This is a genomic window from Vibrio sp. 10N.286.48.F5 (genome assembly GCF_041469785.1).
Lineage (GTDB): Bacteria > Pseudomonadota > Gammaproteobacteria > Enterobacterales > Vibrionaceae > Vibrio > Vibrio crassostreae_C.
In genome coordinates, this window is the sequence record NZ_JBFRLG010000030.1 from 70,990 (window position 1) to 95,180 (window position 24,191).

20 protein-coding genes and 3 pseudogenes are annotated in these 24,191 nt (G+C 43.6%); 4 read left to right on the forward strand and 19 right to left on the reverse strand.

Features of this window, described 5'->3' with window-relative positions:
• Positions 1–151 precede the first annotated feature (151 nt).
• The 12 genes and pseudogenes from AB4185_RS16420 to AB4185_RS16475 all read right to left on the reverse strand — a co-directional run bounded on the left by AB4185_RS16420 (position 152) and on the right by AB4185_RS16475 (position 9,552).
• Positions 152–553 (reverse strand): hypothetical protein, encoded by a 402-nt coding sequence (locus AB4185_RS16420; RefSeq protein WP_017062409.1) that lies wholly within the window; start codon positions 551–553, stop codon positions 152–154.
• Positions 546–995 carry a GNAT family N-acetyltransferase gene (locus AB4185_RS16425; protein WP_372135672.1) on the reverse strand — a complete coding sequence of 150 codons (450 nt, stop codon included), beginning with the start codon at positions 993–995 and terminating at the stop codon, positions 546–548. Before AB4185_RS16425 ends, AB4185_RS16420 begins: the two co-directional genes overlap by 8 nt.
• Before the next feature lie 69 nt (positions 996–1,064).
• The gene (locus AB4185_RS16430; RefSeq protein ID WP_017064207.1) at positions 1,065–1,565 is read right to left on the reverse strand and encodes a hypothetical protein; all 501 of its coding nucleotides are present in this window, start codon (positions 1,563–1,565) and stop codon (positions 1,065–1,067) included.
• A 61-nt stretch (positions 1,566–1,626) separates the two neighbouring features.
• Positions 1,627–2,067: a hypothetical protein gene (locus AB4185_RS16435; RefSeq protein ID WP_017062406.1), complete on the reverse strand. Its 441-nt coding sequence runs from the start codon at positions 2,065–2,067 to the stop codon at positions 1,627–1,629.
• A 199-nt stretch (positions 2,068–2,266) separates the two neighbouring features.
• Complete coding sequence (locus AB4185_RS16440; RefSeq protein WP_017066571.1) at positions 2,267–2,767, reverse strand: opioid growth factor receptor-related protein; 501 nt, start codon at positions 2,765–2,767, stop codon at positions 2,267–2,269.
• Positions 2,768–3,234: 467 nt separating this feature from the next.
• On the reverse strand, positions 3,235–3,708 hold the full coding sequence (locus AB4185_RS16445; protein ID WP_161687743.1) for a response regulator: 474 nt from the start codon (positions 3,706–3,708) through the stop codon (positions 3,235–3,237).
• Entirely contained in the window at positions 3,695–5,050 is a 1,356-nt protein-coding gene (locus AB4185_RS16450; RefSeq protein ID WP_372135673.1) for an ATP-binding protein, read from the reverse strand. The genes AB4185_RS16445 and AB4185_RS16450 overlap by 14 nt, the downstream gene beginning before the upstream one ends.
• A gap of 6 nt (positions 5,051–5,056) precedes the next feature.
• Entirely contained in the window at positions 5,057–6,475 is a 1,419-nt protein-coding gene (locus tag AB4185_RS16455; protein WP_102332139.1) for a DASS family sodium-coupled anion symporter, read from the reverse strand.
• 240 nt (positions 6,476–6,715) lie between these two features.
• A pseudogene (locus tag AB4185_RS16460) lies at positions 6,716–6,927 on the reverse strand (hypothetical protein); the annotation flags it as partial.
• A 141-nt stretch (positions 6,928–7,068) separates the two neighbouring features.
• A complete protein-coding gene (gene panB, locus AB4185_RS16465; RefSeq protein WP_102543475.1) occupies positions 7,069–7,833 on the reverse strand; it encodes a 3-methyl-2-oxobutanoate hydroxymethyltransferase in 765 nt (254 codons plus the stop codon).
• Between the two features lie 302 nt (positions 7,834–8,135).
• Positions 8,136–9,053, reverse strand: coding sequence for a hypothetical protein (locus tag AB4185_RS16470; protein WP_280599812.1), 918 nt, complete (start codon positions 9,051–9,053; stop codon positions 8,136–8,138).
• A gap of 355 nt (positions 9,054–9,408) precedes the next feature.
• On the reverse strand, positions 9,409–9,552 hold the full coding sequence (locus tag AB4185_RS16475) for a hypothetical protein (protein WP_280599814.1): 144 nt from the start codon (positions 9,550–9,552) through the stop codon (positions 9,409–9,411).
• A 554-nt stretch (positions 9,553–10,106) separates the two neighbouring features.
• Here AB4185_RS16475 and AB4185_RS16480 point away from each other — a divergent pair.
• Both AB4185_RS16480 and AB4185_RS16485 read left to right on the forward strand, forming a co-directional pair.
• Positions 10,107–11,930 (forward strand): M4 family metallopeptidase, encoded by a 1,824-nt coding sequence (locus tag AB4185_RS16480; RefSeq protein WP_372106163.1) that lies wholly within the window; start codon positions 10,107–10,109, stop codon positions 11,928–11,930.
• A gap of 323 nt (positions 11,931–12,253) precedes the next feature.
• Positions 12,254–13,465, forward strand: coding sequence for a DUF3103 domain-containing protein (locus AB4185_RS16485; RefSeq protein ID WP_108109883.1), 1,212 nt, complete (start codon positions 12,254–12,256; stop codon positions 13,463–13,465).
• A gap of 92 nt (positions 13,466–13,557) precedes the next feature.
• Here AB4185_RS16485 and AB4185_RS16490 read toward each other — a convergent pair whose 3' ends face one another.
• Together AB4185_RS16490 and AB4185_RS16495 are read right to left on the reverse strand one after the other, a co-directional pair.
• Positions 13,558–13,875 carry a Dabb family protein gene (locus tag AB4185_RS16490; RefSeq protein ID WP_372135674.1) on the reverse strand — a complete coding sequence of 106 codons (318 nt, stop codon included), beginning with the start codon at positions 13,873–13,875 and terminating at the stop codon, positions 13,558–13,560.
• A gap of 214 nt (positions 13,876–14,089) precedes the next feature.
• Positions 14,090–14,329, reverse strand: a pseudogene (locus tag AB4185_RS16495) (hypothetical protein).
• An 81-nt stretch (positions 14,330–14,410) separates the two neighbouring features.
• Between AB4185_RS16495 and AB4185_RS16500 the strand changes: the two are divergent.
• Positions 14,411–14,521: pseudogene (locus tag AB4185_RS16500) on the forward strand (LysR family transcriptional regulator); the annotation flags it as partial.
• Positions 14,522–14,648: 127 nt separating this feature from the next.
• Here the strand turns inward: AB4185_RS16500 and tnaA are convergent.
• The 3 genes from tnaA to AB4185_RS16515 all read right to left on the reverse strand — a co-directional run bounded on the left by tnaA (position 14,649) and on the right by AB4185_RS16515 (position 19,660).
• The gene (gene tnaA, locus AB4185_RS16505) at positions 14,649–16,121 is read right to left on the reverse strand and encodes a tryptophanase (RefSeq protein ID WP_102394496.1); all 1,473 of its coding nucleotides are present in this window, start codon (positions 16,119–16,121) and stop codon (positions 14,649–14,651) included.
• A 760-nt stretch (positions 16,122–16,881) separates the two neighbouring features.
• Positions 16,882–18,558, reverse strand: coding sequence for a GTPase family protein (locus tag AB4185_RS16510; RefSeq protein ID WP_372106161.1), 1,677 nt, complete (start codon positions 18,556–18,558; stop codon positions 16,882–16,884).
• Positions 18,545–19,660, reverse strand: a complete 1,116-nt coding sequence (locus AB4185_RS16515; protein WP_372135675.1) for a YcjF family protein — start codon at positions 19,658–19,660, stop codon at positions 18,545–18,547. Before AB4185_RS16515 ends, AB4185_RS16510 begins: the two co-directional genes overlap by 14 nt.
• Before the next feature lie 239 nt (positions 19,661–19,899).
• Between AB4185_RS16515 and AB4185_RS16520 the strand changes: the two genes are divergently transcribed.
• Positions 19,900–20,412: a peptide-methionine (S)-S-oxide reductase gene (locus AB4185_RS16520; protein WP_017063632.1), complete on the forward strand. Its 513-nt coding sequence runs from the start codon at positions 19,900–19,902 to the stop codon at positions 20,410–20,412.
• Positions 20,413–20,571: 159 nt separating this feature from the next.
• On the opposite strand, the gene AB4185_RS16525 is transcribed toward AB4185_RS16520, so the two are convergent.
• The gene (locus AB4185_RS16525; protein ID WP_372135676.1) at positions 20,572–22,188 is read right to left on the reverse strand and encodes a polysaccharide lyase 6 family protein; all 1,617 of its coding nucleotides are present in this window, start codon (positions 22,186–22,188) and stop codon (positions 20,572–20,574) included.
• Positions 22,189–22,273: 85 nt separating this feature from the next.
• On the reverse strand, positions 22,274–24,046 hold the full coding sequence (locus AB4185_RS16530) for a sodium:solute symporter family transporter (protein ID WP_017061461.1): 1,773 nt from the start codon (positions 24,044–24,046) through the stop codon (positions 22,274–22,276).
• Between the last annotated feature and the right edge of the window lie 145 nt (positions 24,047–24,191).

Here is a 24,191-nt window from a genome sequence, read left to right on the forward strand (position 1 = left end):
TTTTTGTTATGTGAGTTAATGAGCTTTACGCGCTGCTTACCAGGTTTTATCTAGGTCTTGAGCATATAAAGAGATCGCTCGTTGGTACTCTTTAATCGCATCGCTATTCGTCGTGGAAACTAAAAGCTCAAGTAACAGCGATGTCGCTTCTTTATGGCGACCTAGTTCGACACGCTAACATACGGCTCCATTCTTCTTTGCTCATTGCGCCTTTAGAAAGGTAAATATTGTGTTTCTGCATTGCACCTTTCGTGTATGAAAGCTTGATGAATGAGCCAATTTCAAACGGAAGAAAGCTACGCTGTAAAGTCACATCACAAGCAACGCCATTTAAACGTACATGACCGTTCGTGATTTCAAACGAGCTATCGCGAAGCTTCCACCACAACATTAGAATTTTTATTAATGGAGGAACACAAATTATCAGCCCTATGGTTAGCAGCGATGAACGATCACCGTCTGATATCCAATAGACAAGACCTAGTGCAATAACAATAAACAGCAACTCTGAAAATAAGTATTTAACAAAATTTAGTTGGATACGGTTATCCATGACACTCTCTCAATGATGACCCTAAAGGCAGCTCCATTTCAACGAGCCCTTTCACTTCAGACAACTGAGTAAAACCTTTTGATTGATAAAGCTTAATGGCGGGGTTCTCACTGAACACGCGCAACACTAACTGAGCCGATGCTTGATTGTTCGCATGTTCAATAGCCAAATCGAGACACTTAGAGCCAAAACCTTGACCTTGACAGTCAGCTAATATCTGCAAGTCCCTAAGAAACGTTGTACCACTAGCGTAACTGAAGCGAACAACACCAATACGGCGATCCCCCACATAAATTTCACAGTTATCCAGCTCATCCCAGCTGCGTAAAAACTGGCTATGACCCCAAGCGATTCCACGAGCTTGATAGTAACTCGCCATATTCGTTTTGGTGATCGATTCAGCGAACTTAGGCTCTGAACCTTTGACCAACCTTACTTCCATATTGTGTCCTTTGTTTTCAAATCACATCTGAATACGGCATAGCAAAATGCCGTATATGTTGAATCATTTTTAGGTACATACTGGTTTCACTTCCTTCCATTGTGTATCCCATTCTTCGCCTAACAAATTAGAAAGTTTTTCACAGTCGTATAGATAGCGAAGACTATCTTTACAGTACGCAGTAAGTATTTCAGTTAACTGACCAGACGCTTTTTCGTTGTCTTTGAGTTTTCCGTACATCATCAAACCAGTCCTAAAGGTGTCTTGATCGAGGTCAGACGCTTGCTTCGATAACATCCCAAAGGAAATAGCGTTAATAGACAGGGCTAATGCAATCGCATCGCCTTCATCTCCCTCTAATTCACAAGCACTATAACGAGCTAACAAGTTCGATGTTTTAATTAATGGGGCAAGGTCTTTTGTATTTGCATATTTATAGGTTTCAAAACCTTGCCGCACCGCAGCTTTATGACTGTCTTCAATGCTCACAACATAGTCTGTCAAAACATGTAAGCTCGCATATGCACCTAGCCCGAAAGCCACAATGAACACGGCGATTAATCTGATCACTTATCTCTCCTAAAAGAACCTTGTGCTGGTTAATTTTAAACGGCGTCTTGTAGTAACAACCCTACTTGCCATCGACCTTTTCTAGAAACCAACTTCCTTGGCACGGCCCATTGGTTAAGTGCCATCGGCCGTCAAATCTACTGCCACTGCCACGTGCGGAAAAACGATAATCCCATTGGCGATGTTTAGCATATAAACGTAAGTCGCCGTTTTCCGTCACCCAACCCTCTAACGGTGTTCCATTGTAGGTAAGCCTTAGAGTAGCCTTACCCTCACGAATAGTTCCGGTGATGGTTGTGCGTTCACACATATTATTGCCAGTGGTGTTAATACGGCGGCCTAGCCACTCACCGTCGAAATCGATAGAAGGAACAAATTGGGGACTATCAGGAAGTTTAGGAAACGACTCGGAATTACTGGACCCGAACCACTGAAGCTCACGACCAACAAGGAAGAAGACAACAAAGCCGATTGATATCGCTATCACAAATCCCTTTTTCATTAGCCTCTTCCTAATCCGCTGACCTTAAGAAAAGAACCCTAACATAATGAAAAGTAATAACTTACCATCAGTTTAATTAACTTTGATATATTCCACAAATTGCATTCAAATGTTGAATATAGAGAAAGCGGCATCGTACAAAATACCGCGCATTGAGAATCAATTATGAGCAGTGCCGGAAGCTCTGCACAGAAAAACCCTAACCTTCCAAGGCATTGCGCCAATACTGAACGGTTTTCTCCGACACCGAGCCAGTCTCGGTCGCCGCTGATACTAAAAAGTCACATAACCGAGCCGCAACCTCTTCATTACCCAACAAGTACAAACTGCGAATGGCTCGCGTTAACCTTAGCTGGTTATGGTCATGATTCTTTAACCATACGTGATTAGCCGGGCTAAGTGGTAACGATGAAGATATTTCACTCCCGTTTCGCTGCATACCCCAAAACTCAAGCATCAGGTCAAGCACTTGTAGATGAGCTGTGCGGAGCGCTTCTGAATTAGCAAAAAGCACCTTATCTTCTTGAGTAACCAACGGGGCATGTTGATTAAACTTAGTCCCCTCATCTATTGGGAAGAACACTTGAATGTACTTATGGTCATGCTCCAACCAAAAATGATTGTAAGCCAATAACTGTTCTATATTTCGACCAAATTTGTCCGGCGCTTCACCAGATATAAAGCGAGCAATCTCACTCATTTTAAAATCCTACTGACTATAAACCCCCACTTGTGGGCGAATGCATTATTACGCAGTAAGCCGTCAAAAGCCTAGTCCTTTACGTTGTAAGTACCGATTTGGCTTAGAACTCCACGTCCCACGCGTTAGGAATCACTTTTGAATAATTTCGACTTACTTTTCTAACAAACGACACGGGAACTCTGCGACACATTTTAGCTCTGCTGTATGTTCAGGGAATCGTTCCTGAAGAAAACACAATGCATCCGTTGGCGTTGGCGTTGGCGTAGCGTATGAGTTTTAGACTAAAGCCAGCAACCAGTGTGTTAATAACTGAGTACCAAAACCTGAACGACTAAAAGAGGTAGGTAAAATAAGCAGCGAAAGATTACATCTTTCAAAGAAAAACCCTTCAGAAAGCGTCCTTCGGTGCATAGAATTTCAAGCGACTTACACTAGTGAATAATGTAAGTCGCTAACATAAGAGGCTAACGCAAGCGTCTCAACACAACCTGCTGGTCGAGCTCATTCTGATAGTCCGTGTAATCAAGCCCTTGATCAAATATGTACTCAGTGACAAGAGTACGAATGCACTCAACCAATGTGCTTGCTTGCCAAGGCTTTTCAAAGTAACGGTCGATGCCTGCTGCATTAATCGCATTGATGGTATCGGTATGAGTGGCCTGCCCCGTAAGAAGAATTTTCTTTGTATTCGGAAAGCGGCTGTCATGGAACACTTCAGTGAGTAACTCCACCCCCGTTTTCCCTGGCATCACATGATCAGACACGATGACGGTAATGTGTTCGCCTTCTGCGTCAAGTTCATCAATGAGATCAAGCACTTCTTGCGCTGATTCACAATCTTCAATATTCAGCCAACTCGCCAGCGGATCTAAATCTTGTACCACTGCGCTCAGTACTTCTCTCTGGTCATCGACACAGATTAAATTAAGCTTCTCCATGTTCACCCTCTACTGGTAACTTGATTCTAAATACAGTTTTAGAAGCATCACTTTTCACAATGATACTTCCGCCATAACCCGCCACAATCCGCTTAACTACTGATAAACCCAAGCCCAATCCAAACGATAAACCACCTTTTTTAGTGGTGAAGTTGGGCTGAAATATCTTTCTACGAGTCCCCTCGTCTATCTCAGGGCCGTTATTCGTAATCGTAACTAATATTCTTTTCTTACTTAATCTGGTTTGAATCTCTATTGCGGCATCGTCTGAATTCGACATTGCATCACAAGCATTCTTTACAATGTTGACCCAAATCTGAACGAGCTCTGTTTTCGAGCCTTTAAAAGACGGTAAATCCGCAGGGCTCAATCGCACAGACACTCTACGTAACTCACTTTGTAGCAACGATAAGGCATGGTTAATGGAGTCGTTAATATCAACCGCTTCTTCGGTGTCGATATCAACTCTGCCAAGTTGTTTAACCGATTTTACGATGCCGACGGTGTGTCTAGATGCCAAACGCAAATCATGTAAATCACAGCCCATCTGCCAAAAACGAATCGCTTCTTCTGGTTTTTTCAGCCAATGCTTTGAAATAACGTCTGTTGCAGATAAAGCATCAATTGGAATCGCCTTTGCAAGAGAGCGAGCAATGTTTTTGTCTAAACCATATTTTCTTTCAAATTGTCGCCCACGTGTTCGTGCTTCTGACGACGACGTTTTCTGACCATGCATTAACCCAAAATCGAAAAATTGACTGGCTTCTGGATGCACTTCTTTAAGCAGATCCATGATGACCGTTTCAAGTCGACCAGATTTACTATTTACGACACCAATAGCGTTGTTAAGCTCATGAGCAATCCCTGCAGCCAATTGACCCAAGGTCGTCATTTGCTCAGCAGTATGTAACTTCTCTAGCGCTTTTTGTTTCGCTATCGCTTCTTGTGTTGCGCGGCGTTGACGACGCGACAACTCATTGACAATTACAGGTGTGAACTGTGCGGTAAGAGGACCAAATTTACGTTCATCTTCTGCAGGCGTGTCTTTATCGATCCACGCTAACTCAACATCGGTTTTAGCAACAACCGTTGAAGATGCTGTCCAATTACCTGAAAAGAAGCTATGAACGCCTATAAAAGCCCCACTACCCGCGCTAAATACTCGCACTTGCGGTGTATTCGCATCGGTATAAAACCCTTCCAGTTCTCCACTAAACACATAATATAAACGAGTGTTTAACGCTGATTGTTCAATAATGGTGTTACCGGCACAGCACGTCACCCGACGTTCTGTTTGGTTAAAATAGCGCTCGATAAGTGCTTCTAGCTTTTGTTGATACACGTATCGTTATCCTATGTGACCAATTGAATGTAGCACCCACACCATAACAAAACTCAGTAGCACACCAACCACACCCAAAATAATACCGATTCTGGCCATTTGATTACTTTGCACATGACCAGTGGCATGAGCCAACGCATTCGGTGGCGTACTGATTGGCAGCGACATACCTAATGAAGCGGCAAAAGTCACAACCAAAATTAACGTTAGCTCACCGCCTAGTGGCGTGAGTGAAGCCATAGACGAACCTAATGCCGCCATAATTGGCATTAACAAGTTAGCCGTTGCGGTATGAGACATAAAGTTTGCCATTACCAAACACAAGAACGCCGCTCCGAACAACACCACATAGGGTGAGTAGCTATCAAACGGAATACTGTGTACCACGAGCTTTGCTAAGCCAGTTTTATCGAGCGCTAAACCAAGCGCAATACCACCTGATACAAGCCACAATACGTCCCAAGAAATTTTCTTCAGGTCTTCTTTATTGATGATCCCTGTGAGTGAGAACACAGCGACAGGAATCAGAGCGACGGTGTAAGAGTTCATGCCATGGCTTGAACCCATTAACCAAAGAATGATGGTCAGCGCAAAAGTGACGTACACCGCAATGGCTTTAGGCGTTTTAAGGAATTTACCTTTGATGCTTAGCTCGATTTTCTTTTGGTCAGCTTTGTACATAAAGCCTATTAAAAACCACGCTAACGCCATCATAATCACAACAAACGGCACACCAAATGCCATCCATTCACCGAACGTAATGAGGTTATCGCCAACTAAATATTTAAGTGCGATAGCGTTCGGAGGGGTACCGATCGGAGTACCAATGCCACCGATGTTAGCGGCAACCGGGATACAAAGCGCAAACGCTACACGACCGGGGTCTTTCGGACCAAACACAGCCAGTACCGGCGTTAAAATAGAGAGCATCATTGCCGTTGTTGCCGTGTTAGACATAAACATCGAAAAGATACCAGTGATCAACATTAAGCCGAGCATCACAAACTTTGGGTCTTGTCCAAATGGCTTCAACAACACGCGAGCTAAGTTTACGTCTAATCGATATTTAGTGGCGGCCATTGCTAAGAAGAAACCACCCAAAAACAGCATGATGATTGGGCTAGCGAATGTCGCCATGATATCGCTGTATTTTAACAGCTCACCAAAATGTTCTTCCCCATGCTCAAACCTTAAAAAGATCAGCCCTTTATCCGACAACATCAATAATTGCAGAACGATAATAACAACAGACGTCGCGTAAATAGGGATAGGCTCGAACACCCAGCACAATGCCGCTAACAAAAAGATCGCAATAACGCGTTGTTGAATAATCGTAAGGCCTTCAAATGGAAACGCTGATAGCGGCATGACGAGGATAATGAAAGGAATTAAAATAGGGATAATGTATTTAATATAGGGGCGCATAGCACAAAAACTCTTCCTGAGATAACAACTACTTAGAAATTAGATTTAAAGTTCTAATTTAGTCCGACAACGAATTATCGACCTCTTATCATTATCTCACTATCGGCTAGATCAATGATTACGTAATCGCGATATCCCCTTTTTCGATTCTGTGCGCTACCTCTACGTTTGTGTGTCATTTACTGTTGCTATTAAATTTCGAGAAACAAAAGGCAAACGTTCGCCCCTGCGTGGGAGAACCGTAAACTTTGACGCTTGTAACGTTGCTGAGTACTCACCTAAAACTTCAATCTCAGTTTGGTCTATCAGCTCACTCGTTTTAAGCCACACATTGTTGGTTGTTCTGAAATAGTTATTAAGGTGATTCGTTGCTAAGTAGGCTTTAAGCGAGTGAGGTTGTGGATGCTGGCACTGCTATAAAGTGCCTTTTCCAATAGTTGGTCGCTTGTCATGTTTCCTCCTTGAAACTGACGTTTGGTGAGAGAATCAAGACAGCTCAACACCGAACGTCCAAATACACATCATATGCTTATCGTAATGCACGGAAAAATACCATGCATTACGATTCAACCTAAAGCTATTATCTAAGTGGCCTATTTGCTCAGGTTGTTCGGAAATACGTTCGTTTTGACTTCCGTAGCAAACTCATTTGCTGCGTCAAAGATAGTTTGGCTGCAATGGGCGTACTGTTTTGAAAATGGAGGCCATCGGTTACCTAGCCCGAGCGCATCATTGATGACTAACACCTGCCCATCACAATCGGCTCCCGCACCAATCCCAATTGTAGGAATGCTTATCTCTTGAGTAATCGATTCGCCAAGTGAAGAAGGTATGTGCTCAAGCACCAACATAAAAGCACCCGCTTCTTGAATCGCTTTTGCTTCCTCGCTAACGGTTTGAGCATCTTCAGCAGATTGCCCTACTTTCTTGAAGTTTGTTGCCGTTTGCGGAGTTAACCCCGTGTGGCCAACAACTGGGATATTGTTTGCTACAAGGTGAGCAATAACATCGAGTTTTGCACCTTCCAGTTTTATGCTGTCGGCACCTGCCTGCATCAACCTTTTAGCATTAACTAACGCGACTTCAGGAGAACGATCGGTTAAGTATGGGAGGTCACCAATAATGTGAGTATTTGGAGCACCTCGACGCACTGCCCCTACATGATATTCCATGTGCTCAATGGTCACATCTCGCGTACTGCTAAAGCCCATTTCAACCATGCCGACAGTATCACCAACGAGAATAATAGGTATCCCAGCAGATTCGATACTTGCAGCCACTGGGAATGTATAAGCGGTCAACATCGGAATACGTTGTTTCCCTTTCATTTCCACAAAAGAACTTGGAGTGTGTTTCATGTTCTTGCTCTCATTAAATCATGCGTTATTAAAGCATTGATACTATTAGTTTTAATTGAGCGATGGAAGTAAAAATATAGCGTTGACTAAACGCCCACAAAGTATATTCAATCCAACAAATGCGTTGAGTTAGCGGGCGTTAAAACCTGGGAAAGGGATTGTTACGATGAACTATGAATGCCATAATACCCTGTTAAGGTGTGAACAACGCAATACCGAGGCTACCGCATACCACCTTAAACACTAAACGCAAACCGACAACGCCGAATGTAACAAATCGTGTTGATGTATTTGTTAGGCTTTTATAGTCCGTAGTAACCCATTACTGATTTTTTTATGACGTCCGTAGCTACTGATATTCCAACTTTCCATGTACCATCTTCAGCTTTTTTTAAATTATCAACTAACCATTTTTTCGCTTTATTCCCTAGCGGTTCTTCAGGTGAGCTTGGGGGTTCAGCTTTGACAATAGCTGCCAATTCTTCTGCAGAAGATTTTGTAATGCCTGCGCTCTCCAATTTTTCAGTTAAAAGCTCAGCGTTACCTTGTATGGCATGAACTCCTATGCTTGCGCCATCTCCTGAATTTGATATTTCAGTATAATTACCATAAATGGTTTGGTTAATAATTTTAGTTATTTCTTGGGTATCAATTGATTCATTGGGGGAAGGCGATAAAACTATATCAACTGCAGCTGGTATTGATTTTTCAAGCTCAATGGTTAACTCAAGAGCTCTACTTTTAACCTCATTTTGGATTTGTACTAACGAACTTCGGGATATTGATCCTACAATCTCATTACATGCATAATCTTCATATACTTTCCCTTGAAGTAATAAAATCAAATTAGCACAATCAAGACCTACAGAACCCGAATCTTGTGAACTTTTAATTAAGTCATCAATAGTTGCAATTCCATCAGTCAAACGGCGATGGGTCCATTTATCACTTGCATACTTCTCAATCAACGCCGATGGAATAGGAGCATTTTTAATACCCGAATTAAACGGTCCACTAAACGTCCCCTTAAAAGATACAGCTACAACACGATAATCAGGCAATTCAATATTGTCAGGGTAACCGGACAATTCATATTTAACCCAATCAGCCAACGTATCACTTCCCAAACGAGCAGCAAGCAATCTTAATTTCAACAAAATACTACTTAAATTCGGCTGCTCTGAAATTAGTGAAGCCTGAATTTCTCTTAAAATACTCACTATTTTCTCCTTAAAATCCTAGCGCTTTGTGAAGATGTACGGTACTCAATTTCAAAGCCTTCGAAAACCACCTTAACCACTAAAACCAACGCATAGTAAAAATGCCTCACGTGCCGAATCATTCTGAACAACTAGTTACTTGGGTTCAAGTAGTGAAGAAATATACAATATGAACGTAAAAATTCAGTTACCGCTTTAGGAGGAACACTCTTGCAACTTAGGCTCACTAACCAACCCTCAATAACCACACGATTGATGCAATAGACAGTAGAAGCATCGAGCAGTAAATGAGCATAGAAGATTTCTAGCTCACCTACTGTATAGTCATCAATAACCTAGCAACCGTCATTTTGCTTTAACGGCACTCTTTACACTGGCTTTGATTTGTCACACCACCATCTTTTTGACGGTAACCGAACAGTGTTTCAAGCTCTTTAGTCGTATGAGCAGTTTTACCACATTTAGGGCAACTATGTGGCAAGTTGATCTTTCCAGCCATGTTTCTAATCCTCTTTTGGGAAGTTTGAGAACATATTATACGCAAAAGGTCGAATAATAGAATTGATTGAAATCATGCGACTCAGGTTATTGTAAATATAACAGAAATTAGACAAAACCAAATGAAGAAAACTTGATAATTGTTCTGGCTGGCATTGTTAAAACAAGTTTACTATTGACAATAAAGACAATATTTCCACTTCCAAAAACTGGCTTATTTACTCATTTGTAGTTAAGGTAAAAACAGAGAAATATCGAAATTAACTTAGAGAAATTCATTCTATAAATTAAAACAAAGCGGGTTTTAATAACTCTCGCCCTATCATACGTTTACGATAAATAACAAATTTGCATTTTATAAAAACAATTTGATCAATAAGAGCTTTTGTAAACTTTGAATTACATACCATAAAATTCAATCTCCCTGATAAACTTGTCATAAATCCAAATGCTCTTCCAATCTTGATTCGCAACACATGGCATTAGTGTGTTGCATATAGACTTCCTATAAAGCCGTTGGGAAGAAGGAGTTTATATTAAAATCAGGAACGAAAAATGAACCAACAACGTCAACTAAGCTGGAAAATAGCAGCCATTCTAGGTACGTCTTTCGGCTTTACTGCACACGCTGCAGAAATGGTCAGAGTCGATAATGATGCATTACTACAACAAAGCCTCGTCGCGCAGTCGAAGAGTGTTGCTCCACTTGAATTAGGTTTTTCTGAAGTTAAACGGGTGGTATTGCCCAATGGAAAAACGAAAGTTCGCTACCAACAAACTCACCTAGGTTTACCCGTCTTTGATACTTCGGTCGTGGCCACCCTTTCCAAGAACCAACCCACTCAAGTGTTCGGTTCCATGGCACAGGGGATCAGTGGTGATCTATCCAGCATCGCGCCAAAACTGAATCAGGAACAAGCGATAGAAGCTGCGATCTCCTCTCACCGCACGTTTACCGTCGGCAAAAAGTCGATTGAAAATAAAAACGCGAAACTGATGGTGAGATTGGATGAGAACCAAGTCGCCCAAGTGGTGTATCTGGTCGATTTCTTTATCGCATCCTCTATGCCAGAACGCCCTTTCTACTTTATTGATGCCACGACTGGCGATGTGCTCCAAAAATGGAATGGACTAAACCACGCTAAAGCATTAGGTACTGGCCCAGGTGGCAACCTCAAAACCACTCGATATGAATATGGCAGTGACTTCCCCAGCTTTCCCATCGACAAAACAGGCACAACTTGTACGTTAGAAAATGAATCAGTTAAGACAGTCGATTTGAGAAACGGAACGTCCGGCAGCGCAGCCTACAGCTACAACTGTGCCGACGGAACCAACTACACCGATCATAAATACATTAACGGGGCTTACTCGCCTCTTAACGATGCGCACTATTTTGGTAATGTCGTATTCGATATGTACAAAGAGTGGATGAAGACGTCGCCTTTAACTTTCCAGCTGACGATGCGCGTTCATTACGGTACCGATTATGAAAACGCCTTTTGGAATGGCTCATCCATGACATTTGGGGATGGCAAAAACACCTTTTACCCATTGGTCGATATCAACGTGAGTGCTCACGAGGTTAGCCACGGGTTCACCGAGCAAAACTCCGGCCTTGTGTACCAAAACATGTCGGGCGGTATCAATGAAGCCTTCTCCGATATTGCGGGCGAAGCGGCTGAATACTACTTACGTGGCAGTGTGGATTGGATTGTCGGAAGCGATATATTCAAATCAGAAGGCGGCTTGCGTTACTTTGATCAACCTTCAAAAGATGGTCGTTCGATTGATCACGCCTCGCAATACTCCGATGGCTTGAACGTTCACTTGTCTAGCGGTGTTTACAACCGCGCCTTTTACCTTTTAGCGAACAAATCGGGTTGGAATGTACGTAAGGGCTTTGAAATATTCACGGTCGCAAACCAACTGTATTGGACGGCAAACAGTACCTTTGATGCCGGTGCTTGTGGCGTAGCGAAAGCCGCAGCAGACATGGGTTATGTGGTTGCCGACGTTGAAGATGCTTTTAATACCGTAGGCGTTAATGCAAGTTGTGGTGTAACGCCTCCAACTGGCAATGTGCTGACGAAAGGCACACCAATTACGAACCTAAGCGGGAATCAATCTTCAGAGAGCTTCTACACGTTCACTGTTGATTCTGCATCCAGTGTGACGGTTTCAATGTCTGGAGGTTCCGGCGATGCCGACCTTTACGTGAAATCAGGCAGCAAGCCAACCACATCGAGTTACGACTGCCGACCTTATCGTCCTGGAAACAATGAGCAGTGCAGTGTGAGCGCTCAGCCGGGTGTGACCTATCATGTGTTACTGCGCGGATACTCGAACTACTCTGGCCTAACGTTACGTTTAGATTGAGTTAGAGCAAGCCTCTCAAACAAGTTGTAAATCGAGAACTAGCGGTTAACTGCGAAATAAAAACCTACTCACTTTGAGTAGGTTTTTTATGACGCACCCTAGTAGTTAATAATATTGTAAGTTATTTACTGATACGTCTATTAATTTATAAATATCAAGGTTACTTAGGCATTGTTTTATAAAAACAGTTTAAATTGAGATCCTGTGCTGCACAACGAAACAAAAATAACTGACTAACTTTTGAACACATTCACGTTACTGATAGGTTAATCCTTATAGGGCAAAAGCTCTATTAATGATAAAAATTAAAATAAGGATTATTTATGAGACCATCTATTTCTATCAGTATGGTGCTTGCAACGACAGTGGTTGGCTTCCAGTCTTTTGCGCAAAATATTGAGACAACTGATTCATTAGGTATTGCAGAAAGTAGCGCTGCGCAAAAGCAATCTTTGGCGTTACAAATCAGCGAGCGTTATTCCGTTCTTGAACATTCATTGAAGGCTCAGATCTCAGAAAAGAACTTATCCGCGCCTGTAGATAAATTGAACTCTACTCAGCCCTACTCTGCATTTTCAAGCCGGATGCAGAAAGCGGATCTTGGTTATCGCAAGATGAAAGGGATCAACGACTTCAGCGACTCTGTGTTAGAGGTTCGCATGGCTGATGAAGCGATGATCGAAGCTTGGAAGAATGGTGAAAACCCGCTGTTTGCATTTGAACCATCAGGCGATGATTCGAATTGGCAGTACATTGAAGCGTATGACGTGTACGGACAGGTTCATGAATTAGATGTGTACCAAATGCCAGACGTCCCAGTGTTTGTGGTTGATAGTAACGGCGCAGAAGAGCTCAAAGCAGGCCTAATGGCGATGCAGGCAGAGATGCAAAAGCTGGGTACTACAACGCAAATCAATGCCGTTAGCGATACCAATGCCGACGAGAGTAAACCTCAAAAATCGTCTTTGATGAACAGGGCTCGTCGCTCGATGGCCTTGTCGGAACCTGAGCCGTTGAATACTACACAATTAACCAAAATCCGTTTAGCCGTCGACCAAGAACCTTGGATCTCTGGTAAAGCGGAAATCTACGCTATCGTGACGGGTGTCGATTCAAGTCGTTTAGAGCCCCAAATCGACCTCGTTGAGATGCCTTATCTGGACTACGACAAACAGACGTACTACCCGAACCAGACCGTCATCTTCTGGCCTCGCTACCGTTGGGGCGCTGCAGACATGATCTTAATGGAACACGATGATGGCACAGACTACAAAGCGCTAGCAAAACTCTTGGTTCAAGCCGCAGAAGAGATACTGAAGATGATTCCTGATCCAGAAGTTCAAGGTTATGCGATCATCCCTCAGATCACAGGCAAGATTATCGATGTGATTCCTGATGGTGTATTAGTGAATGATGATGACTTCGTGGATGTGTACTACACCTTAATGCAGAACACACCTTATGTAGACCGTCCGGGCGCAGGCGGAAATGCTGTCGCATCGTTTGCACCAGTCACGATTTCACCAACAGAGTAAGTCGTTTCTTATTTAGTTAGGGCTTAAACGCTAGGCCCTAACTCTTCATTATCGAAGGTAAGTCAAACACAACAGACCTACTCAGAACCTAATTACAGGGAGTAATCAAACACAATGATTTCTTCTAAAAGCGGACGAAACACATCTTTCAGCGCATTATGCTCAGGGTGCGGAAGGTAATTCTGGCGGCCTTCTTCATCGGCGAATGTCATTAACACCGAGTGGGTATAACCTTGATTCTTGTTTTCAGGGCTGTCATTTAATCCCCATTCTACTGAAGTGACCCCTTCAACCTTGTTTGGCATCGCTTCAAACAGCATCTTTAGTTTTTGAACCTCTGAAGCTTCAGCGTTTTCATTAAACTTAATCAGTAGAATATGACGAATCATTCCCGTTTCTTTTTGAGTCATTCCTTGTCCTTTCGAGTCGTTCGCTTACTGGTTTGTAATGCTTAACCAACACCCAATAGCGATCTAAATTAGAGAACAACAAAATGCCAGACGTTACACAACATGCCAAGGCTAGATCGCTAGAGTTTATAAAATACTCCACAACCCAATAACGAAAAATGCTGCACCCGAGGGCGCAGCATTTCTCATGACAATGGTAAGCACATCTTTAACGTTAATCACGACGACCTGTAAGCTGGATCGTTTGGTCTTGATCGACGCTCTTGTGGAATTGGATTCAGCCGTTAGACGCTTCATTTCTTCCTTCAAGCACTGGATCAGATTCAACACGCTCAGCCTTTACTTGATTGCCTTCGCTTCTCATCATATCGAGAGTACTCGCATAAGTACCGTCAGCCGCGAAAGCCGTGTTCATAGACAAAGCCATCAATCCAAGTGCGATTAACTTGTTCATACATCACCTCGTTGTATTTCTAATTCTTTGTTCGTTTGGTATCTGTGTTTTTGTTGGAGTAACTTTAACAATCGAACATGAACCATAGATGTGAGCTATGTGATGAGCTGCCGCCGCTCGCAAAAAGACGCACCTTTGAATCAGTGGTTATTCCAAATGTTGAAGTCTACCCTGAAAAACAAACAAGCGTAGTTCAGCTTTTAACGGGTTAACTACTTAAAGGCTTAACTGCCTAACTCCCCTACCATCCAAAAAAAGAAAAGGCTCCCGAGGGAGCCTTTGATTAGGGTTCTAGTGACTATTCGCTTATGTTTTTATTTTAAAATGCTTCTTCGAGCGTTTGTTCGTTCTTTTTTTCTGTTTGTTTCTCGCTGGTCTCTACCTCTTTCAAGCGCGCAGTGAAGTGTCTTAACACCGGCGGCTCGTAGGTAAAATCGAGCCCTTTCACTTGTCCTGCATTCTCTTTCACTTTTTCGAATGCTTCGATAATGAAGTCCATGTGTGTTTGTGTGTAGGTCGCGCGAGGAATGGTAAGGCGCAACAACTCAGCAGGACATGGGTGTTGTTCACCTGTTGCTGGGTCGCGTCCTTGCAGCAAAGACCCAATCTCAACCGCTCTGATACCCGCGACTTTATAGAGTTCGCACGCCAAAGCATGTGCGGGAAACTGACCAGCCGGGATATGAGGCAGCAATTTACCCGCATCGACAAACGCAGCATGACCGCCTGCTTGCTGGCACACGATGCCCATCGCTTCTAAGCCATCAACAAGGTATTGAACCTGGCCAATACGGTACTCTAACCAATCTTGGCGCATGCCGTCATAAAGGCCAACCGCAAGACGCTCCATCGCGCCACCTTCTAAGCCACCATAGGTTGGGAAGCCCTCTTGCACCACACACAAGGTTCGACACTCTGTGTACACATCCATGAAAGCGTCGTCTTTAAAGCACAACAAGCCGCCCATTTGTACCATGGCATCTTTCTTGGCAGACATAGCTAAACCATCCGCGTATTTGTAAGACTCACGCGTGATCTGTTCGATTGTCCAATCCTGATAACCCGCTTCACGTTGTTGAATGAAGTAGGCATTTTCTGCGTAGCGTGCCGAGTCCATGATCACAGGAATATCGTACTTCTGAGCGATTTCATACACGGCTTTTAGATTGGCGATAGACACTGGCTGTCCACCAGCAGAGTTACAAGTAATGGTGCTCACAATGTAGGGAACATTGGCTGCGCCCGCTTCTAAGATCGCTTCTTCCAGCTTCACCACATCGAAGTTGCCTTTGAAATCCGCGTTCACTGAGGTATCGAACGCTTCTTTGGTATAAACGTTCTTCGCCACACAGCAATTCACTTGGGTGTGGCCTTGTGTTGTATCGAAGAAGTAGTTCGACAAGGCGACCATTTTGCTGCGATCGAGCCCTTTCTCCATTTCACGCTTCTTAATAAGAACCGGAATGTAGATCTGCTCTGCACCGCGTCCTTGGTGTGTTGGAATCGTCAACTCGTAACCGAAGATATCCTTAACCGCATTCGACAATGCGTAGTAACTGCGGCTACCACTGTAAGCTTCATCACCCATTAACATCGCGGCTTGCATACGCTGAGTGATAGATCCTGTTCCGCTGTCTGTCAGTAAGTCGATAAACACATCATCACTGTCGAGCAAAAATGGGTTCATGCCCGCGTCGACAATGGCTTGTTCACGATAGGCGCGAGTTGTTCTTTTTACTGGCTCTACAACACGAATACGAAACGGTTCTGGTAGATGTTTGAAGTTTTCCATAATAATACCTTTCAATACATTCCGATCAGGTCGAAATGTATTTTCTTTAGATGTCACGAGTCCTCACTATTAAATTAATAGTTCCGCATAAAGATACACAGAAAATTAACAGTGAAAATAAACAAATTAAATAATGACTTATTAATCAAACCTAAACAGAGGCTAAGATAATTAGCGAGAACGACAAAAAACGAATACCCTACACGGAATAATAAGTGCGACATTCATACGTTCAAAGGTTATCAAAGCTGCTGATAGGTAAACAAAGCTCGCTGCTTTGCTGGCGCGTGACGCCTAGAGGGTACTACTCTGAAGAAAGGTGGAACGAGAGTTGGTGATCTAAGGTATACCAAGCTAACAAGGTTAGCCAAGTTGTTGATTGCCATTTCAGATACATGTTCACAATATATCCCTACGTTGAAATCAAGATGATCCGAAGTTTAAATATAGTGCAATTGTTTTATAAATACAGCTTAAAAAAGTATAAATGTGATCAATATTTAGAATGATGATTAAATACGATAGCGTGTTATATAAAATGTGAATCACAGCTGTTTATATACTATTAAACTAGTTCAGCGAGAACCTTAATAATATCAAATCCCTTTTGAAATCAACACTTCTCTAATAAGGGGCGAAGATAGCTGTTTTCTAAAAAAGCCATCATCTAATAAAGCCAAGATCCAAAACTCGCCGATCTAGAAAAGATAAATTCTGATGAGGCTCAAACCTCACCAGAACCGTATTCGCAGTGAATGACTTACTTCTTCTTCACGGCTTGCTTGATGGCCATTTCAGCCAGTTTTGGTGTCGCCGCTTTCAATGCGCTGGGTGCCACCTTCTTACCCACTTTGACTGCTTTATTCAGTTGGCCTTTAACCGACGAGCCTCTTTTCATGGCTTCTAAACGTTGGCGATTTCTCTGAACGTTATTTGCGTCAGCGATACGCTCGATCAACGTCTGCCTTAAAGTATCTAAACCAAACTGTACCTTTTCTGGCGCAATCGCCAGCGGTAACACGATATCGGTTTGCAGCAATATATGATTGTATTCGAGCGCTTGAGCAATGATCTTCGCTTTGGTCGATGTTGGATTCTCTAAGTCATACGGCGGTTGCCAATCGTCTACAGGCTTTAATCGGTCTACCTGATTCACAACCGACACCACAATCGGCTTCTTGCGTGAGATGTTGTTAGGATCGTCATAGAAAGCATCAAATCTATCTTTCAATTGCTTATCCAAATCACGCGCAGATTGATTAGCTTTAAGCACCCATAACACCACATCGGCTTGGGTCATCTCTTTCAGCATTAAGGCTTCGGTTTTAGGATTGCCATCAAGCCCTTGAAGATCAACCACGCGAACATCATTGTCGTCGACAAACGCGTTGTAAACCGTTGAAGTGTCGGTTGATGGCAGTACATCCACTTCGGCAACCAGCTCTTGCTTAAGGGCATTAATCAGTGAAGATTTACCAGAGCTCGTTTGCCCCACCAGCACGATTCGCACGGGCTCTAACTCTGGAGCAAAGCGTTGTTCGTCGAGTTCAGACACATCGGACGCTTTCAATGCTTCATCTTCAATGCTGAAACGTCCGCTATAGAGATCAATCGCCACCGCCGCAACTTCATCTAATAAGGCTTGTTTGGCGGCGTATTGCATGTCATCAACCACACCTCTTGTCATTGAAGATGTCGCTTGCTCTCTCCCTAAATCAGAAACAACTTTTAGCGGGTTCAAATAGAGGTTTTTGAGGTGATTCCCCCAAATAGCGGCCTTAACGATCTTCTGCCCTAGCTCACCGTATTTATCGTAGGCTTCGTAGCCCGCTTTGATGTAAGAAACCTTGAGATACTCAATGCCGGGGATATGCTCTCGCACTACCAACTTGTAGCGTCGGCTGACCTCTTCGAACAGCTTTAGCCCTTCAGGAATCGAAAAATCGAGTGATTTCTTATCAAACTTTTTCGCAACAAATTCAAGTACCTCTAAACCGGTTTGGTCTAGGTTACCCCACTCTATGTCGACCATTAATTGTTGGCGTACATGGTGTTTTGAATCATTCCAGATCGACAGTTCTTTTTGAGACCAATCAGCCGAAGCCTTAACCAATGCATCGTTGATATCAGCTTTTTTATGCTGTGATTCAGCTTCAGCAGTATCCTCGCCAAGGCCGCCACTCTCTTTATTCGAGAAAGACTCTTTATTTGAAGAGCGGCTTGAAGAACGGCTAGAAATGAATAAAGGAATGGTGAACACCAAGGTACTCACGGCAATGGCAATCGACATTTCGAGTAGATAACCGTATTTGATCGCCAAGAAGACACCAAAAACCATCATGATAATGCTTGGGAAGATCGCCGACATCAGGGCAATGCCCCAGCGTCCGCTCGATAGCACCGCCAGTAATCGAAATAGGTTTCTAATTTTCTTCATAACCCGACGCCGCCTTTCCTTTTTTCAGAGATTCTTTGTAGATCTTCTGCATCTCTTGTTCAGACACTTCTTCACCTTTGTTCTTATGATAGAAGTAAAAACAAGCCGCGCGACCTAAACCATAAGAGGTGCCGAAACTCATTGCCGCTGCAGCCACCGCACCTACCGTTTGACCATAAACTGGAATCAGCTTTATCAACTGTCGAGTGCCCAGCTTCATTCCGTATTGCAAAGCAAAGCTGCTTCCCAGAGTGCCTATCAACTCACTAAAGACTCTCTTATTCCATTCGACCCCATATTGATTGGCCAAGCTGTGAAGCATTTTGGCTTGAATCGCAGGTACCGACACCAAACCAACACCCGGAATCAGGTCACTCGCTGCGGCACTTCCTGCATACCAAAGCACTTCGTTTTCTACTTGATCAAAGTTGGCTTCTTCTTGCGTGGAATGTTCTTTGTCTTGCACCATCATTCCTATCACCGGAAGAATACTGCTCAGCTTTTCTAACAAGATGTCATAGTTGTAAACCGCTTCGCTGTTAGACATAGCGTTGTCATCCGTTTCGAAATCGACCGCTACCGATTCAAACTCTTTACCCCAAGCCTTCTCTACTTGGTTGCTGTTGAACTGAATTTGCCTTGCTCGATCTGGTTCACTGGAAGACAACACCGCCGTATGAAGCAGCAACAAGTGTTTAATCTTCTTCTGTTTCTTAATCTGTTTTAGAGCCGTAAGCACAGCGGATTGTTCAGGTTCGTCGGCTTTCATTACAACGACTAACGCATTACCTGCCTGACCAATCTCTTCCAAATCCTCTTTCGCATCGTAATTCGCTTCGCTGAGTCCTCTGGTATCAAGAAACCTCATCACGGGTTTGTCTTGCGGAAACTCATACGACATCGCCGTCATGGTACAAGGCGCAAAACCATTGCCCACTTCTACAGAAGAGTCGCCCGTGACCGCTTGAATAAACGATGACTTGCCCGCCCCCGTTTTGCCCAACAGCCACAATGTAGGAAGATGCTTGCGCTGATATTCATGAGCCTGAGTCAAGTCTGGGTTCTTGCTCGGATTAATGAAGTCTTTTATTTGATCAAACATGTTTAGAGTAACGCTCACTTGATGTTGAGATTCGAGTTGATGACAAAGCAATACTGACTTATATAATCACAAATCATATTAAACTTATGTTTGTTCAGTCGCACCGGTTTACAATGCCTAAACGCTTGTTTTTATTTGCGCGCTCATTTTTATAGACGCTTTTTTATACGTACGGGTATCATCGTATTGATTCGGGTACCTAACGAACATCAACAAACACAGAGAGCTCAAAGAGAAGTATGGAACAAATTTATTTAGCTGGCGGCTGCTTGTGGGGTGTACAAGAATTTATTAAGTACGTTCCTGGTGTTATCAGCACAGAAGCAGGCCGTGCTAATGGAAGCGCCCAGCCAACAGAGAACAAAACGACACAAAGCGACGGCACACAAAGCGATTACAATGGCTACGCGGAGTGCGTACAAATTGAATTTGATCCAAACATCACGTCAGTCACGATTTTGATGGAACACTTGTTTGAGATTATCGACCCTTACAGCTTGAATAAACAAGGTGTCGATGTCGGAGAGAAATACCGCACAGGTGTATACAGCACTAATGCAGAACACTTAACCGAAGCTAAGCACTATATTTCTTCAAGAGATGATGCCGACCGTATCGCTGTTGAGGTGTTGCCGTTGACCAATTATGTTGCCAGCGACGACATCCACCAGCATCACTTAAGTCACTTCCCTGAAGATCACCACTTATGTCATATCCCTTGGGATCTACTGCATAAGTATAAATCACAGTAGTCTCGACGTAAGATTGAGATGATCACGACCTAAGATCGATAAAGCCTCAACAGACATTATCTGTTGAGGCTTTTTAAGTGTTATGGTCAGGACAGCTATCGTGAATTGATTTGGTAGCTCAAGCCATTAACCTTTAGCCATTAGCCATTAACTAATAAATTACTTAGTCGTATTCTCAAGCACGTAGTCTGGACCCGCTGTTTCAGCTGTCACAACCGCAAGTTTAGACACGTCTGCGCCTTCACCTTGGTAAGCGTTAATGCCATTTTCTACAACGACTTTTGGTAGCTCAACCGAGTAGCCTTCGATCAGTTCAGAATCCGTTACTTGACCTACGTAAGTTTCGTCTGTGTAGGTTGCGCCAACTAATGGGAAGTCTTGCGTTGCACGTACACTTACAAACTCAGGTGACTGCGAGTTATCAACCACGTTGTGTTTGAACGCCACATCAACGCCCGCATAAATGCCTTCCACTTCTGCGTTGTCAAACAAACTTACACGGTGGCTTTGGTTGCCGTAAACAATACCCCACTCAGTATCAACTAGCGAGTTGTTCTCGATCGTGATGTTTTTCGGTGTCCACTGCTTATTAAGCTCTTTGCCTTTCACCGATTGATCTAGCTGCTCACCATTCGCTACGTCGATGATGCCCGTGTTAATAACAATGCCGCCACGTAGATCAGCGTTGCCTTCAATCACACCATCACGACCACGAGTGTTGGCAATGTAGTTATTGCGAATCACATGATCTTCATCGTAGATACGAATGCCGCCCGTTAGGCGCTTTCCATTGCCAAGAATCATGTTGTTCTCAACTGTGTTGCCTTTACCGTGGCGCAGTGAAATAAGAGCTGCACTTTGGAAGATCGTGTTGCCTGAGATCGTGTTGTCGCCCGACTTAATCGAGATAAGCTCACGCTCACCATCCATATCGATCATTAGGTTGTTCACGAACTTAGAACTTGAATCCCACTGTGAAGATTTAGAATCACCAATACGGATCGCTTCCCAGCTGTTGCCGTTGTAACGAATCGCTTCTTTAATGTCGAATTCGTTGAACTGGTTAGGCTTTTGGTCCATGAAGATGTTGTTTGCGATCAGGTGGTTGTCTGCTGTGTCATCTTTTTGCACACCAATCAAAGTGCCGCGTTTTTGCTTACCTTCGAAACGGTTGTTGATGACTTTGCCGTCTTTACCCCATAGAGAAACCCAAAGATACTTTGGATACTCAGAACGACGCTCGTCTGACTCGTACGTGTAATCGTGGTTGAAGTAGTAGAATGTTGAGTTTTGAAGCGTATTGCCATTACCCATCATACGAACTGCGCCAAAGCGTTCGTTAGGACCGCCCTCAGTAAATACCAAGCCATCAAGCGTGATGTCATCACCTTTCAGTTCAAACTGAATCAAACCAGTGATCCACGCAGAACCTGCTTGCTCGGCCTTGATAGTGATGTCATTCGCCGTGATCGTCACTTGACCTAAGTTCGCGTATTTACCGGCAGGGATCACCAGTTCGTCGCCATCTTTTAGGTTTTCAAATTGTGCTTTAAGCGCAGCCACTTGCTCTTCCGAAGCAACGGCTAAAGTGTCGCCATCTACCTCTGTTAAGCGGTCACTGCTCAATAGGTAACTACGGTCAATTTCGCTAACAGCAGGCGTAGCTTGTTCAGCGACACTGACTACGGGTGCTGTTTTTTCTTGTGTTGTACAGCCTGTTGCAAAAGCGAGTGCGAACGCGCTAATAATGCTTACCGATAATAGTTTTTTGTTCATCGTACATCTCACATTAAAGTTTGGATTATAAAAATGACGACCACCCGTTCAGGTGGCCGTGATGTTATTTAGGATGCGTATTAAATTAGCCTTCGGCTGGAGTCACTTCGTCTTGTTGCTCGACTTTGTCATCGACTGCTTTAACAAGTAACAGACCAACAGAGAACACAATCAAGCCACACAGAACGAATACCATGCGTCCCCACATTGGGTTTGGCAGTACGAACATAGTCATTACGCCCACACCCGCTACCGCGATAAGTGAACCCAACATACGACGTTGCTTGTTATCCAGTTTCTTCTGTTCATTACTTTCAGCAACTAGTGGCGTCGCTAGGTTGTTGAAGAACTTGTCTACGTCTTTCTCACGGTGCTCAGCAAGAGGCTTGTAGAACAGTGTTGAAAGAACAAAGAAGCCAGCAGTAAATATGATGTGACCGATAAGGCCGATAGCCACTTTCAGGTCAGCCCACTCACGGCCAGTTAGTTCATTTAGACCGAACCAGTTTTGAATCATGTCCGCAGTGATAACGAAACCAACGAAGTAAGAAACCACACCACCTACAACTAGCGTGCCCCAACCTGCCCAATCCGGTGTTTTACGGATGAAGAAGCCACAGAATGCTGGAATTGTCATTGGGAAGCCGATCAATGCGCCCACGTACATCATGGTGTCGAAAAGGCTCAGACCTTTAAGAGAGTTGATGAACAGAGCAACCAAGATGATCGCGATACCGAAGAAGGTAGACGTTAGTTTAGAAACAACCATTAGCTCTTTCTCTGTCGCTTTAGGACGAAGAATCGGCTCGTAGAAGTTCTTAACGAAGATACCTGAGTTACGGTTTAGACCTGAGTCCATTGAAGACATTGTTGCTGCGAACATAGCGGCAATCAGAAGGCCAACCATACCTGCAGGCATGTATTCTTGAACGAAGTAAAGGTAAGCGAAGTCAGCGGCTTTGCTGCCAGCTTCTGGGTAAGCTGCTGCTAAATCAACACCTTGACCTGCCATGAACCAAGAAGGCATGAACCAGATGATTGGACCAAGCGTCATTAGTACACAAGCAAGTAGAGCTGCTTTACGTGCGTTATTTGAATCTTTCGCAGCAAGGTAGCGGTAAGAGTTAAGCATGTTGTTGGTGATGCTGAACTGCTTTAAGAAGATGAACACAGCCCAGATGCTGAAGATGCTCATGTAGTTCAGGTTATCACCCGTAATGAATGAATCTGTTGGGAAGTCGTTAACGATCTGCGTAACGCCGCCACCGTGGTAAATCGCAACCACAGCACACGTCACCGTTACCGCCATGATGATAACCATCTGCATAAAGTCAGATGCGATTACCGCCCAAGAGCCGCCTGTTACTGACATTACTAGTACAACCAGACCCGTTAGGACAATCGTCGTTGTCATATCAAAGCCGAAGATACCCGATGCGATGATTGCTAGACCATTCAACCAAATACCTGCAGAGATAACGCTGTTTGGCATACCAGACCAAGTAAATACTTGCTCATTCACCTTACCAAAACGCATACGAATCGCTTCAATTACCGTCACAACACGCAGTTGACGGAACTTCGGAGCGAAGTAAAGGTAGTTCATTAGGTAACCGAATGCGTTCGCGATGAAGATAATCGCTACGGCAAAGCCATCGGTAAAGGCTTTACCTGCTGCACCAGTAAATGTCCAAGCACTGAACTGGGTCATAAATGCGGTTGCACCTACCATCCACCACAGCATATTACCTCCCCCACGGAAGTAATCACTTGTCGTACTTGTAAACGTTCGAAACATCCACCCTATCGCAATTAAGAATAGGAAGTAGATGCCAACTATCAGGGTATTGAGTTCCATCGTTAGACCTTTTATTTATGTTTTTTTGTTGAGGTCACTATAAATAAATGGCAAGTATATTTGTACTACAATAATCCAAATGCGTGACAATGATCTTACAGTCTGACACCCAATTAATCATACAAGTGATCGAGTTCAAAGTTGC